Source organism: Nocardia sp. NPDC052112, assembly GCF_040680135.1.
Classification (GTDB): Bacteria; Actinomycetota; Actinomycetes; order Mycobacteriales; family Mycobacteriaceae; genus Nocardia.
In genome coordinates, this window is record NZ_JBFAWD010000003.1 from 1 (window position 1) to 13,351 (window position 13,351).

General features: G+C 66.2%; 9 protein-coding genes. 7 read left to right on the forward strand and 2 right to left on the reverse strand.

The genetic code is table 11. The features are described 5' to 3' along the window. Positions 1-122 precede the first annotated feature (122 nt). Both AB0L58_RS06000 and AB0L58_RS06005 read left to right on the forward strand, forming a co-directional pair. Positions 123-1,514: a DUF2252 domain-containing protein gene (locus tag AB0L58_RS06000; RefSeq protein ID WP_364381847.1), complete on the forward strand. Its 1,392-nt coding sequence runs from the start codon at positions 123-125 to the stop codon at positions 1,512-1,514. A 90-nt stretch (positions 1,515-1,604) separates the two neighbouring features. Beyond that, entirely contained in the window at positions 1,605-2,507 is a 903-nt protein-coding gene (locus tag AB0L58_RS06005) for a nuclease-related domain-containing protein (protein ID WP_364381850.1), read from the forward strand. On the opposite strand, the gene AB0L58_RS06010 is transcribed toward AB0L58_RS06005, so the two are convergent. Then, positions 2,492-4,861: a LuxR C-terminal-related transcriptional regulator gene (locus AB0L58_RS06010; RefSeq protein WP_364381853.1), complete on the reverse strand. Its 2,370-nt coding sequence runs from the start codon at positions 4,859-4,861 to the stop codon at positions 2,492-2,494. The two genes, AB0L58_RS06005 and AB0L58_RS06010, sit on opposite strands and share 16 nt — an antisense overlap. Positions 4,862-5,142: 281 nt before the next feature. Here AB0L58_RS06010 and AB0L58_RS06015 point away from each other — a divergent pair, with 281 nt between their 5' ends. Next, entirely contained in the window at positions 5,143-5,796 is a 654-nt protein-coding gene (locus AB0L58_RS06015) for a phosphatase PAP2 family protein (RefSeq protein WP_364381856.1), read from the forward strand. Here the strand turns inward: AB0L58_RS06015 and AB0L58_RS06020 are convergent. Continuing rightward, complete coding sequence (locus AB0L58_RS06020) at positions 5,783-7,720, reverse strand: acyl-CoA dehydrogenase (protein WP_364383171.1); 1,938 nt, start codon at positions 7,718-7,720, stop codon at positions 5,783-5,785. The genes AB0L58_RS06015 and AB0L58_RS06020 overlap by 14 nt on opposite strands. A gap of 339 nt (positions 7,721-8,059) precedes the next feature. Between AB0L58_RS06020 and AB0L58_RS06025 the strand changes: the two genes are divergently transcribed. The 4 genes from AB0L58_RS06025 to AB0L58_RS06040 all read left to right on the forward strand — a co-directional run bounded on the left by AB0L58_RS06025 (position 8,060) and on the right by AB0L58_RS06040 (position 13,331). Then, positions 8,060-8,602: a TetR family transcriptional regulator gene (locus tag AB0L58_RS06025; RefSeq protein WP_364383174.1), complete on the forward strand. Its 543-nt coding sequence runs from the start codon at positions 8,060-8,062 to the stop codon at positions 8,600-8,602. After that, positions 8,602-9,534: an ABC transporter ATP-binding protein gene (locus tag AB0L58_RS06030; protein ID WP_364381859.1), complete on the forward strand. Its 933-nt coding sequence runs from the start codon at positions 8,602-8,604 to the stop codon at positions 9,532-9,534. The genes AB0L58_RS06025 and AB0L58_RS06030 overlap by 1 nt, the downstream gene beginning before the upstream one ends. Continuing rightward, on the forward strand, positions 9,531-11,168 hold the full coding sequence (locus AB0L58_RS06035) for an ABC transporter permease (RefSeq protein WP_364381862.1): 1,638 nt from the start codon (positions 9,531-9,533) through the stop codon (positions 11,166-11,168). The genes AB0L58_RS06030 and AB0L58_RS06035 overlap by 4 nt, the downstream gene beginning before the upstream one ends. A gap of 246 nt (positions 11,169-11,414) precedes the next feature. Further along, positions 11,415-13,331, forward strand: a complete 1,917-nt coding sequence (locus tag AB0L58_RS06040) for a VWA domain-containing protein (protein WP_364381865.1) — start codon at positions 11,415-11,417, stop codon at positions 13,329-13,331. Positions 13,332-13,351: the final 20 nt, after the last annotated feature.

Consider the following 13,351-nt stretch of genomic DNA (forward strand, 5'->3'; position numbering starts at 1 on the left):
GCCGTCGGCGGTCCCGCCCGGCCCCCGCCCTGGCGCCCGCGGGCGCTTGACTCGACGGCTCGGACGCGAGACACCAGGGGGCCGCGAACCCGCCGCGCCGCAGGCGCGGCAAAATCGACACAGTGTTGGACAGTGGTATCGATCTTCGCTCGTATGTTTCCGCCGAGGAGGTCCGCGCCCGCGGACGGGCGCTGCGCCAGCGGGTTCCGGTCCGTGCCCGGGATCGAGCGGCCACCTGGTCCGAGCGACCGGATGTGCTCGAATTCATGGCGGCGAGCAATGCCGGTCGGTTACCGCATCTGGTGCCGCTGCGAGTTGGTCGCATGCTCGCCTCACCGTTCACCTTCTATCGCGGTGCGGCCGGTCTGATGGCCGCCGATCTCGCGGGCAGCCCGAATACCGGCGTGCCCGCGCAGATCTGTGGTGACGCGCATGCCGCGAATTTCGGGCTGTACGGGACACCGCGCGGCGAAATCATCATGGACATCAATGATTTCGACGAGACGATACTCGGCCCGTGGGAGTGGGATCTGGAGCGGCTCGCGGCCAGCCTGGTGCTAGCGGGCCGCGAAGGCGGTGCGGCCGAAGACGATTGTCTGCGGGCCGCGCGGGATGCCGCGCGGTCCTATCGTCTTGCCATCGATCATCTGGCCGAGCGACCGTTCATGGAATCGTGGAGTGCGCTGCCAGACGAGTCGATCATCAGTCGGGCCAGGGCCGACGATCTGCTCGACGATTTCAAGAAGGCCGCGAAGAAGGCGCGCAAGAACACCAGCGCCAAAGTGGTCGAGAAGTGGACCGAACATCTGGAGGATCACGAGACCGGGATCAGCAAACACCGATTCGTCAGTGACCCACCGATTCTCACGCCGGTCGATGCCGAGGTCGCCGAGGCGATCATCGACGGACTGGAGGACTACGGCGATACCCTGCACGAGTCCCGACGCAATCTGCTGGCCCGATTCGCGGTGTCCGACACCGCCTTCCGCATTGTCGGCACCGGAAGCGTCGGACTGCGCAGCTATGTGGCGCTGCTGCACGGCAATGATGGCGAGGCGCTGGTTCTGCAGCTGAAACAGGCCAACCCTTCGGCCCTGGCCCCGTTCCTGCCCGCACCGCCGCCCACGCACGAGGGTGAGCGAATCGTGCAGGGCGCCAGGCTGGTTCAGTCGGAGACCGATATCCTGCTCGGCTGGACCACACTGCGATCGGCGACCGGCGAACTGCCGTTCACAGTGCGCCAGTTCCGCAATATGAAGGGCAGTATCGATCCGGCGGAGCTGTCCTCGGATGATCTCGACGATTACGGCAGGCTGGCCGGTGCGCTGTTGGCCCGCGCACATTCGCGTTCCCTCGATCCGCGCTTGCTCGCCGGATATTTCGACGGTGACGAGGCATTCGAGGATGCCGTCGCGAGCTTCGCTGTCCGCTATGCCGACCGGACCGAGGCCGACCACGCCGAATTGGTCGATGCGGTGCGGGCTGGAAAGATAACTGCCGAACAACCGCGGTGACACGCCGCGTCTGGTCGTAGCCGCGGCGAACCGGGCCGTGTTGTCCGTATCCTTGCCACCATCGAGTGATGACGTGAAGGGTGGTCGCGAATGCTCGTGCGAGTACAGAACCCGGCAGGCACCAATGCCGAGCGGGCGCTGATCGACTGGCTGCGCACCTGGAAGGATCCGGCCAGCCCACATGGCGTCGCCACGGTCAATTGCAGTCTGTTCCACAATGATCGGCTGCATCAGTTCGACGCGGTGGTCTGGACTCCGACGAGTTGCGTGGTGATCGAGGCCGAGGCGCTGGTCGCACGCCAGGACGGTGTGCTGGAGGTGCCGCTCAGCGGACCGTGGACGATCTCCGGACAGCCGATCGCCAGCGAGGCCCGTGATCGCCGCACCCCGCTGGACAAATCGCGCGAACACACACTCGCACTGCAGAATTGGCTGGCCGCACGCGGTCTCGGTCAGCGCGCGGTGCACGGTGTCGCGCTGATCGTGCCACTGCGCGGTGCCGAGCTGTCGATCAAACAGGAGTGGAGCGATCCGAGTTTCGATGTGATCCTCGGCACCGATCCGGAACGGCTGCGGCATTATTTCGAGACGCTGGCCGAATCCGAGCAGAACATCCATCTGTGGACGGCCAACGATGTCGCGGCGGCCTTCCGCAGCCTCGGCATCCTGCCCTATCTGCCCGCTCCACAGGATCTGATCAACGAGGGTTTCCTCGGACCGATCGATATCACGCTGTGGCACGGCGGCCCACAGCAGGCGCAGGCGGAGGCCTATGCCGTGGAGTTGGCGCAGGCCGAAAAGGACGCCGACGCATCGCCTCTGGTCATCGAGGCGCCCTGGTACAGCCCGTGGAAGCTGTATCCGCGACAGGCCGGCGATATGGATCTCGGCCGAGCGTTCATGCGCATCACCCTGGCGGTGGGCATGCTCATCGCCTTCGCGTGGGTGATCTGGTTCGTGATCACCGCGGTACTGACTTACGGGCCGGGGTGATCACGAGCCGGTCCGACGGGCGTCGGCTGCTCCACGCCGGGTTGTGCATTGGGTCCGCGCTCGACCACGAGGGCGACGTGTAGTCGCGACGGACAGTCCAGTTTGAGCATCACCTGCCGGACGTGGTTGACCACGGTCCATTCCGAGATCCGCAGCTGTGTCGCGATCATGCGGTTGGTCATGCCGGTGGCGACCAGTTCCGCGATTTCGCGCTGCCGGTTGGTGAGTGCGTCCAGTGGCGATTCGACAGGTACGGTCAGGGTCGCCGCGGTGCGCGCGTAGGCCACCGCGTCTGCCAGGCTCATTTCGGACCCGGACTGTATCGCCTGCCGAAATCCGGACTCGCCCAGCACATTCCGATATTCGGTCAGGCGCTGGTCGTGGTCCAATTGCGGAATGCCATGTGCCGCACGCAGATGCCGAGCGGCGATGGTGAGCGTCGCGGCCTCGGTTTCGCAGACGCCCGCGCTGCGATAGGCCCGAGCGCAGCCTTCCAATGCGATGATCGCCGACAGTACATGCGATGCCAGCTCGTCGTGTTCGAGTACCTCGCGATACAGCTCCTGGGCGCGCGCCGCGGTGCCCACGCCGAGCTGGCTGCGCGCGAGCATCAGCAGTCCGTCGAGTTGGATCGGAGTATCACACAGCCGCAATCGATCTCGCAGTCGCGACCAAGTCGTATCGTCCAGCCGCGGCGGATCCGGGATGTTCAGCAGTGCGGTACCGATATCGAGCCATCGGGACCAGGACAGCGGCAGGTCGGCCGACCGCGCGGTCGCGAGTGCACGCGCCGCGGCATCGAGATCGCCACAGCCGCGCAGCGCAATGGCGAGCGACACCGCGCACCGTCGCGCACCGCCGATATTGTCGAATCGCTCATATGCGGCACCGGCATTGGTGAGCAGGCCGACCGCGCGCACGATTCGTCCCGAGTGCAGTGCCAGGTTGCCGAGCAGTTCCAGACATCGCGGTGCCGCTTCGCCGGGCGAGCCGAGTCCACGGTCTCCCGAGGCGAGCGCATTGGCGAGCACCGTCTCGAGTTCGATCAGATATCCGTGCTGGATCCACGCGCACTGCAGCGCGACGGCGGTGCGGACGGCACGCGCACCTTCGCCGGTGGCGATCAGCTGGCACAGCACCGAGAGCACGTCACGCAGGTGGGTGCCCACGAGCGCCAAGGCGGCGACGCGGTGTTCGTGCTGCTGCATGCGGGCACCGAGCAGCTCGGCGAGTGCGCAGATCCGATCGACGTGCTCGCGCCGAATCACTTCCGCGCGTTGGGTATCAACGCGCAGTGCGACGCGACAGTACGCGCGGACTGTGCTGACGAACCGGTAGCCGATACCGCCGCTTTCCAACACCGCATGGTGCAGCAGACTGTGATCGACGAGTGCGGCGAGTGCGGTGCCGGTGCGTTCAGGATCGCCGGTCCCGAGCAGACACGCGATCTCCGCGTCGATCGTCGCCTCGCACAGCGACAATCGCAGCAGCAGATCCAGCGCCTCGCCGCCGACATCGGGTAAACTCCATGCGACGGCGGCGCGCATGGTCCGATGCCGCGCAGGCAGATCGACGAAGGTCGACTCGGGCAGATCGACGCCCGCGGCGATGCGCTGCAGTGTGCCGACGGGTCCCAGGCGAGAAATGCTGGTGGCAGCCAGTTCCAGCGCCAACGGGACGCCGTCGAGTGCGCGGACGATCTCGTCGAGCACCAGGCGATCGGCCACCGCGGCGGCCTCGCGGTAGTGACTGTCGATGCTGGCGAGCAACAGTTGCGCGCCGGGCGAGGACGCCGGGTAGTAATCGCGGTTGCCGTCGCCGGTCGGCAGCGGCGCGATGCACAGCACACATTCGCAGTACAGGTGCAGCGGCACCCGGCTCGTCGCGACGAGGACCAGGTGCGGACAGCGTTCGAGCAGCCATGCGACATCTGCCGAAAGCTCAGCGGCCAGGCGATCGCAGTTGTCCAGCAAGACGATGGCGCGGCAGGTGCTGATCCTGGCCGCCAATATCGTCAGCGCGGTCCGCGCATCGGTGCGCGGGCGTTCGACCGAGCCGAGCGGGCGCTGTCCGGCCGAGTCCAGGACCGCATGCCACGCGCCCGCGCGATCGACGACCTCGCCGAGGTTCGCGACCGCCGCCAGGCAGGTGCGGAATTCGTTGTCCGCCAGCACTTCTCGGGCAAGCCGACTCTTGCCGACACCCGCGGTGCCGGTGAGGGTCAGCAGGCGGACCCGCGGATCCGTCAGCAGTCGGGCGATCTCGACACGCTCGGCATCCCTGCCGATCAGGCTCGGCAGCCGATAGTTCCCCAACGGCGGGAGCGGTAGCCGCGCCGATCTGTGGTCAACCATGGTGGCCCCCTCACGGTCCAGGTTGTCGCCGATCTCACACTATCGGAGACTTCGGAGGACACCGGTTGAAAGTGACGGGGTGCATTCGCTGTACGCGTCGGATCCGATGCGCCACCGTCCGGCCGATTGTCGGATCCGCGGTACAGCAGACAGTGGACGCACAGGTCGCCGGACCGGATTGCGCCGAGGCCCGCCCGAATCCGCCGAGTCCCGATCGATCCCGACGGCGGACCGTGATCCCGCGACGGAGGAGCCGTTCGCGAGTGCCCTATCGTCGAGCGGTGATCCTGAAACGCGAGGGATGGCTCGGCCGGGTCCGGACGAACCTGGTCGCGCTGTGCGTGGTGCTCGTCGGCCTCGGTGTCGTGGTTGCGCTGCCGCTGACCTTTCCCGGCGACGGCGCTGCCACCGATCTGGATCGCGCGCTCACCCAGCCGATCCATTCGGCGCTGGACGACCATCCCGGGGGCTACGAGGCGCTGGTGATCCCGAGCAATGGCTACATCCTTATCCCGCTATTGCTCGCGGCCGCCGCCTGGTTCGGCTATCGGGGACAGTGGGGGCGGACGGTGGCGATGGTGGCGATTCCCGAGTTCGTGGTCGGACTCAACAGCTGGGTGCTCAAACCGCTGTGGGATCGACCGCTGCACGACTATCTCGCGTATCCGAGCGGACATACCGTGCATCTGGTCGCGATCGCCACCGCATTCGTCGTGCTGACGGACTCGACCCGAGCGCGGGTGGTCACCATCGTGATCGCCACCGCCGCACTGGTCTGCGCCGCGGTCGGCATGATCGGCCTCGGCTATCACCTGCCCACCGATATTCTCGGCGGCGCGGCGGTGGCGGTCGCGCTGGTCGTCGGGTGCTGGAAGCTCACCGAGCGATTTCTCCGTGCGCAGAAGGCGCCCACGGACACCGCTACACCGTCGTAGGGCTACTCGTCCGGTCGAACACGCTGGCATCATCCAGCAGCGCCGCCCGCAGCATGCTCTCCGGCACTCCCATGCCCTCGACCAGCATCAACGCATCCGGTCGCAGCCGGTCGACCAGTTCATTGACGCCCCGACGCACGGCCTTCGCACGCTCGACCGACATGAACCGGTGCATGATGAACCACGCCTGGTTCTCCTCGAGCATCGAGTAGACGTACAGATCGCATACCGTCTCGGCGAGTTCGCGGGCCTGCGGATCCTCGATTCCGGCAATACCTTCGATGAACTCCTCGAGGATCAGTCGGTCGATGTGCGCGGTGCCCGCGGCGAGAATATGGTCCTGCGCATTGTTGAACGCCTCGAACGGTGTGGTGTCCTTCGCGCGGGCGCGCAGGCGGTGACCGGCGGTACGCACCAGATAGTCCTCGCGGTCGGCGAATAACTGCAGCTGCACCGAGCGGCGGGAAAGATCGCCGTCGTCGACGGTGTCGTCACTTCGGTCGCGCAGCGTCTGGATCAGTTGGCGCACACCGGAACGCTTGCGCACCACATCACCGGCCATGGTGGCGGCGAAGCGCACCCAGCCGAGCGCGTCCAGATCGCGGATCTCATCGGAGTAGGCGGTGAGCAGTTCCTTGGCCACCAACTGGGTGAGCACGACATTGTCGCCCTCGAAGGTGGTGAATACGTCGGTATCGGCCTTGAGGGTGACCAGGCGATTCTCGGTGAGATACCCGGCGCCGCCGCATGCTTCGCGGCATTCCTGGATGGCGCGGGTGGCGAACCTGGTCTGTGCGACCTTGAGTCCGGCGGCCCGCTTCTCCAGTGCGCGCTGCGCGCCGGGATCCAGATCCTGACCGGTCTGCACCAGGTGCATGCGGCGGACCAGATCGTTCTGTGCGAACGCGAGGGCGTACGACCGTGCGATCAAGGGCAGCAGCCGTCGCTGATGACTGCGGTAGTCCAGCAGCAAGGTCTCCTGGCCGCTGTCCGGATCCGAGAATTGGCGTCGCCTCAGGGCATACCGTGTGGCAATGCTCAAGGCGACCCGGGCACCCGCCGCGGCCGCGCCCCCGACGCTCACCCGCCCGCGCACCAAAGTGCCCAGCGTGGTGAAGAACCGGCGGCTCGGATTCTCGATATCGGAGCTGTAGGTGCCGTCGGGCGCGACATCGGCGTACCGGTTGAGCAGGTTCTCCCGGGGAATGCGGACCTGATCGAAGACGATGCGGCCGTTGTCGACACCGAGCAGGCCGCCCTTGAGACCGTCGTCGTAGGTGGTCACGCCCGGCAGGTCGGCGCCGTGTTCGTCCCGGATCGGCACCAGCAAGCAGTGCACGCCCTGACTCTTTCCCTCGGTGATCAACTGCGCGAAAACCGCTGCCATCCTTGCGTGTTCGGCCGCACCGCCGATGTAGTCCTTGCGTGCCGACGGTGTCGGCGAGTCGATGACGAACTCCTGGGTCTGCGGATCGTAGGTCGCGGTCGTCTCCAGATTCGCGACATCGCTGCCGTGTCCGGATTCGGTCATCGCGAAACAGCCGAGCAGATCCAGTGATATCAACCGCTTGACCACATCGCGGTGCCGTTCGGTCCCGAGATTCTCCACCGCGCCGCCGAATAAACCCCACTGCACGCCGGATTTCACCCACAGCGACAGGTCCGCATAGGCCAGCATCTCCAGCCCGACCACCGCCGCACCCGGCTCCCCCGTGCCCCCGTGCTGCCGCCGGAAACCGGCCTCCGCGTATCCCATCGTCGCGATCGAGCGCATCTGCTCGAGCACCCTGGCTCGGGCCGCGCGGTAGTCGAGAGCGGGGTCGCCGGAAAACCGGTCGTCGGCCAGCCGCACCCGGGCTTCGGCGCGCACCGCGCGCCATGGGCCGTCGAGTGCATCGCGCAGGTGGTCCGATGTCGAGGGAATCTCGGTGTCAGCCATGGCACCGACACTAGCGTTTCGCCGCCATCCAGCGACCGGATCGCGCGGATGACATGCCACCCCCACCAGCCGCGGCCAAGGCGCTGACCAGCGGATTCTGCGATCGCAAATATCGTGACATGACATCTTCGCCGAACTCTTGCTTTACCGTTGAACGCGTGTTTAATATACTAAACATGTGTTCAACCAGAGAGCCGTATCGCAAGGACCCGCCGAGCTAGGAGGCGCCGCGTGACGCCGACCCCGAATTCGGATCTCAGCACCGCCGCCCGTATTCGCGATATCGCGATCGAGGTGTTCGGTGACAACGGATTCCAGGTCGGAGTGCGCGCCATCGCCGCAGCGGCCGGTGTCTCCCCCGGACTGGTGAACCATCACTTCGGCTCCAAGGACGGCCTGCGGGCCGCCTGCGACGAGCGGGTGCTGGAGTTGATCCGGGACCAGAAGTGGAAGGCCGCCACCGAGACGAACGTCGCCAAGGGCATGCTCACCGCGATGTCCGAGATCGAGACATACGGCCCGCTGGTCGCCTACATGGTGCGCAGCCTGCAAGCGGGCGGGCCGTTGGCCGAATCACTGCTCGAGCACATGATCTCGGATGCCGAGGAGTACATCCAGGCAGGCGTCGAGGCGGGCACCCTCAAGCCGAGCCGCGATCCGGCCGCGCGGGCCAGATATCTGACGATGGTCAATGTCGGCGCGACCGTCCTGTACTTCACCCTGCTGCAGCAACGCGGCGAAAAGCTCGACTACCGCAAGCTCGTTCGCAGCTTGACCGAGGAGTTCGTGCTGCCCGCCGCGGAGCTCTACACCCAGGGATTCCTCACCGACCCAACGATTTTGGATACCCTTACCAAGGAGATCTGATGTCCGACATCATCGAAGTTCGCGATCTGCACAAGAACTTCGGCCACTTCGCCGCCCTGACCGGGCTGGATCTCGCGGTCCGCGAGGGCGAAATCCATGGCTTCCTCGGCCCGAACGGCGCGGGTAAGTCGACCACGATCCGCATTCTGCTCGGCATTTTGCGGGCCAGCTCCGGCGAGGCCCGGTTGCTGGGGCGCGACCCGTGGACCGATGCGGTCGAGCTGCATCGTGAAATCGCTTATGTGCCAGGCGATGTCACGCTGTGGCCGTCGCTGTCCGGCGGGGAGACCATCGACCTACTGGCCAGAATGCGCGGGGAAATCAACCCGCAGCGTCGTACCGAACTCATCGAGCGATTCGATCTGGATCCGCGCAAGAAGGCGCGCACCTACTCGAAAGGCAACCGGCAGAAGGTCGCATTGATCTCCGCGCTCGCGTCCGATGTGCGCCTGCTGCTACTCGACGAGCCGACCTCCGGCCTCGATCCGTTGATGGAACAGGTATTTCGCGAATGCGTCGAAGAGGCCAAACAACGCGGCACCACGGTGCTGCTCTCCAGCCATATCCTCTCCGAGGTGGAAGTGCTGTGTGACCGGGTGACCATTATTCGGGCCGGACGCACCGTGGAGAGCGGATCGCTGTCGGAGATGCGACACCTGTCGCGCACCTCCATCACCGCCGAATTGCTCGGCGACCCAGGCGATCTCAGCCGCGTTCCCGGTGTCGAGGACATCGAACGCGACGGTTCGACGGTGCGCTGCCAGGTGGACGGGGAACATCTCGGAGAGTTGATCCGGATCCTCGGAGATGTCGGAGTGCGCAGCCTTACCAGTGCGCCGCCGACGCTGGAGGAGCTGTTCATGCGGCATTACCACGTCGATGGCGCGACGTCCGAGCAGGCGCGGGCGACCATGGAGAAGGTGGGATCATGACAACCGCAACCGTGGGCGGCAGGCATTATGCCGCGCCCGCCGCGCGCGGGTCGGCCGACTTCGCCGGTACCGCCCAATTGCTGCGACTGTTCCTGCGTCGCGACCGAATCGTATTGCCACTGTGGGTACTTGCCTTCGGACTGCTGCCCGCCTTCTACGTCAGCAGCGCCAAGGCCGTCTACACCACACAGGCCGACCTCGATCACGCGGCGAAGTCCGTCATGGAAAGCCCGGCGCTCGTCGCCATGTACGGGCCGGTCTTCAGCACCGACCTCGGCTCGGTCGGACTGTGGAAGGCCGGCCCGTTCTACGCGATGTTCGCGATCGCGACGATCCTCACCGTCATCCGGCACACCCGGGTCGAGGAGGAGTCCGGTCGCGCGGAATTGGTCGGCGCCACCAGCATCGGCCGCTATGCCGGGTTGACCGCCGCCATGGTCATGACGGCGACCGGATGTCTGATCGTCGGCATCCTGAGTGCCCTGTCGCTGTACGGCAGTGACCTGCCCGCCGCCGGTTCGCTGGCCTACGGTGCGACGCTCGGCTGCTCCGGTCTGGCCTGGGCCGGGGTCGCCGCCGTCGCGGCACAGGTGAGCGTGGGTGCGCGAGTCGCACGCGGAGTAGCGTTCGGCGCACTCGGCACGGCCTTCGCGCTGCGCGCGGTCGGCGACGCTGGGAACGGTGTGCTGTCGTGGTTTTCGCCCCTCGGCTGGTGTATCAATATGCGGCCGTATGCGGATGAGCGCTGGTGGGTGCTGATCCCGCTGGTCACCGTCGCCATCGCGACCACTGTTGCCGCGTATATGCTGCTGCGGCAACGTGATACGGGCTCGGGCCTGCTCGCCGAGCGCCCCGGCGCACCGGTCGCGGCGCCCACGCTCTCCGGTCCGTCGGGACTGGCTTGGCGGCTGCAGCGCGGCTCGCTGCTGGCCTGGTCCATCGGCTTCCTGCTCTACGGATCGCTGATGGGCGGTGCCCTCAACAGCGTCGGCGATATGCTCGACAACAGCAAGCAGGTCCGCGATGTGATCAATCGGATGGGCGGCACCGATGTGCTGCAGAATTCGTTCATCACCTTCGCCCTCAGCATGCTGGCCATCGCGGCATCGGCCTACTCCATCTCGGCGGTGCTGCGGCTGCACGACGAGGAGTCCAGCCAGCGCGCCGAGGCCACACTGGCCGGTTCGGTGAGCCGAGAACGCTACGCGTTCAGCCATATCGGCATCGCGCTGCTCGGACCGGTGGTGCTGTTGTTCCTCGCGGGTGCGGCGGTCGGCGTCATCTACGGAATGTCGGACGGCGATCTGGCGGGCAAACTGGGCGATTGCCTCGGTGCCGCGGCGGTACAACTGCCCGCGGTGTGGGTGCTGACCGCGATCACGGTGGCGATCTACGGGTTCGCGCCGCGCTACACGCCGGTCGCCTGGGGTGTGTTGAGCACGATGATCATCATCTTCGTCATCGGCGCGCTCGACGGCCTCCCGCAATGGGTCCGTGATCTGGTTCCCTTCACCCATTCGCCGAAGCTGCCCGGCTCAGCATTCGAGGCCACGCCCGTCCTGTGGCTGCTCGGGATCGTGGTGGTGCTGCTCGGGGCCGGGATCGTCGGCTTCCGCCGCCGCGATCTGCGCTGAGATTCGGATTGCGGCGCCCCGCATCGAGTGTCACCACTCGTTGCGGGGCGCTATCGCACGTCGACGAACTCCTGCACCACGGCAATCGCTGCGCCGAGATCCGGAATGTCTCATCGACACCGGAAGCACCTCGACCGGCCGAGATCGCCGATCGGCAACGCCGACACTCGTTTCACCGATGGGAAGACCTGATAGGTATGGGTAACGTCGGCGCCGTTATCAAAGCGAAACAAGCAGACGAGGCATATGTCGAGAATTACCCAGCGCCTTACCCGACTGACCGCGGCAACGGCCGCGGGTTTGCTCGGACTCGCCGTGGCGGCGCTGCCCGCCCAGGCACAACAGAGTCCGGACAGCCCGCAGTACGCGCCGACCATGCTCATTCTGGACGCGTCCGGCTCCATGCAGCGTCCCGATCCGGCGGGCACCATGATGGATGCCGCCAAGAACGCCGTGCGGAACTTCGTCGGCGCCGCGCCAGCGGAAGCCCGAGTGGGACTGACCGTTTACGGCACAAGCACCGGAAATACCGAGGCGGAGAAGACATCCGGCTGCCGCGACGTCCAGGTCCTGCACAAACCCGAAACCCTCGACCGGACCGCACTGACCAGCGCGGTCGACGCGATCAAGGCCAGCGGCTGGACACCGATGGGCACCGCGCTGCGCCAGGCCGCCGACACATTGCCCAAATCCGGACCGCGCTCGATCGTCCTCGTCTCCGACGGCGACGACACCTGCTCCCCGCCCGACCCCTGTGAAGTTGCCCGCGAATTGAAAAAGCAGGGGCTCGATCTCATCGTGCACACCATCGGGTTCGCCGTCGACGCCAAGGCCCGCGCGCAGCTGACCTGCATGGCGCAGGCCACCGGCGGTACCTACAGCGACGCCGCCGACGGCCCGGCACTCGAACGCACGCTGCCGCGCATATCCTCGGCCGCCCTGCGCAATTACCGAGCCGTCGGCATACCGATCACCGGTGCCCCGACCTACGGCGCGGCACCGGTCGCTACGCCCGGCCAGTATCTGGACACCATCGGACAGCGGGAAAAGCGCTACTGGGCGGTCGATGTCCCGGCGGGTGCGACCGTGTATTTCAGTGGCACCCTCTCGTTTCCGCGACTGCGTGATATCTCCTCGACCGACGATCTGAACACGCTGCAGATGCGCGTTTACGGCGCGGACGGTGCGGACTGCAATGTCTTCGAGTCCGAGCTGTCCACCAAATCCAGCGACGGCGCCGCGCTCACCGTGGCCAAGGCTTTCGACGGTGCGACCAAGGAGAGCAATGGCGGCTCCGACAAGTGCAAGGGTGGCGGCCGCTACTACTTCCAACTGACCTGGGACAAGGTGTCCGCCGGTGTGCCGGAACGACTTCCGATCGAACTGGTCGTCGGTATCGAACCCGCGGTGACCGACGCCGGTCCGGTCGCGGTCGCTCCCCCGACGACCTTCGTCGAACCGAGCGGTGCCGGTACACCGGTATCCGGCGGCTCATCGTTCACCGTGGCCGGTACGCTGCCGAGCAGCGGTCGCTATACCGATACGCTCCAGCCGGGTGAATTCGTGTTCTATCGCATCAGATTGGACTGGGGCCAGGGCCTGGCATATCGAGTTCGGTTCGGGGCCAATGGCGGTCGCGGACTCGACAACCTCTCCAATATCCGAACCAGCCTCTACAGCCCGATCCGCGAAGAGATCGATTCGGACTTCTCGTCCTATACCGGCACCGAGGGTGTACTGCCCACGAACAAGGCGATAGCCACCGTGCCGATTCGGTACAACAACCGCAAGGCCGACCAGTTGGAGTCACGACGCGAAGCGGTCGCCGGTTGGTACTACATCGCCGTCAAACTCGGCTCGACCTTCGAAACGGGGGAAAACCGTCCGGTACCGGTGCAATTGGATCTCACCGTCACCGATGCCGTGGAGAGCGGTCCGAAGTACGCGAGCACCATCGGCGATGGTGTTTTCGGTGAGAATTCGACCGGTGTGAAAACGCCGACGAGCCGAACGCCCGGCGCGGCTCCCGCGGTGGCGGAATCGCGGGCGTCCGAGTCGAATTCATCGACCGGCCTGATCGCGGTCGCCGTGATCGGCGTCGTGCTCATCGGCGTGGCCGGTGTGCTGGTCGGATTGCTCGTCGCGCGCAGACGACGCGGATAGCGAGACAGCCCGCTGACATC

Coding starts and splice junctions, on each gene's coding strand:
- AB0L58_RS06005 (WP_364381850.1), top strand. CDS start 1,605: ATGCTCGTGCGAGTACAGAACCCGGCAGGCACCAATGCCGAGCGGGCG.
- AB0L58_RS06010 (WP_364381853.1), bottom strand. CDS start 4,861: ATGGTTGACCACAGATCGGCGCGGCTACCGCTCCCGCCGTTGGGGAAC.
- AB0L58_RS06030 (WP_364381859.1), top strand. CDS start 8,602: ATGTCCGACATCATCGAAGTTCGCGATCTGCACAAGAACTTCGGCCAC.
- AB0L58_RS06035 (WP_364381862.1), top strand. CDS start 9,531: ATGACAACCGCAACCGTGGGCGGCAGGCATTATGCCGCGCCCGCCGCG.
- AB0L58_RS06040 (WP_364381865.1), top strand. CDS start 11,415: ATGTCGAGAATTACCCAGCGCCTTACCCGACTGACCGCGGCAACGGCC.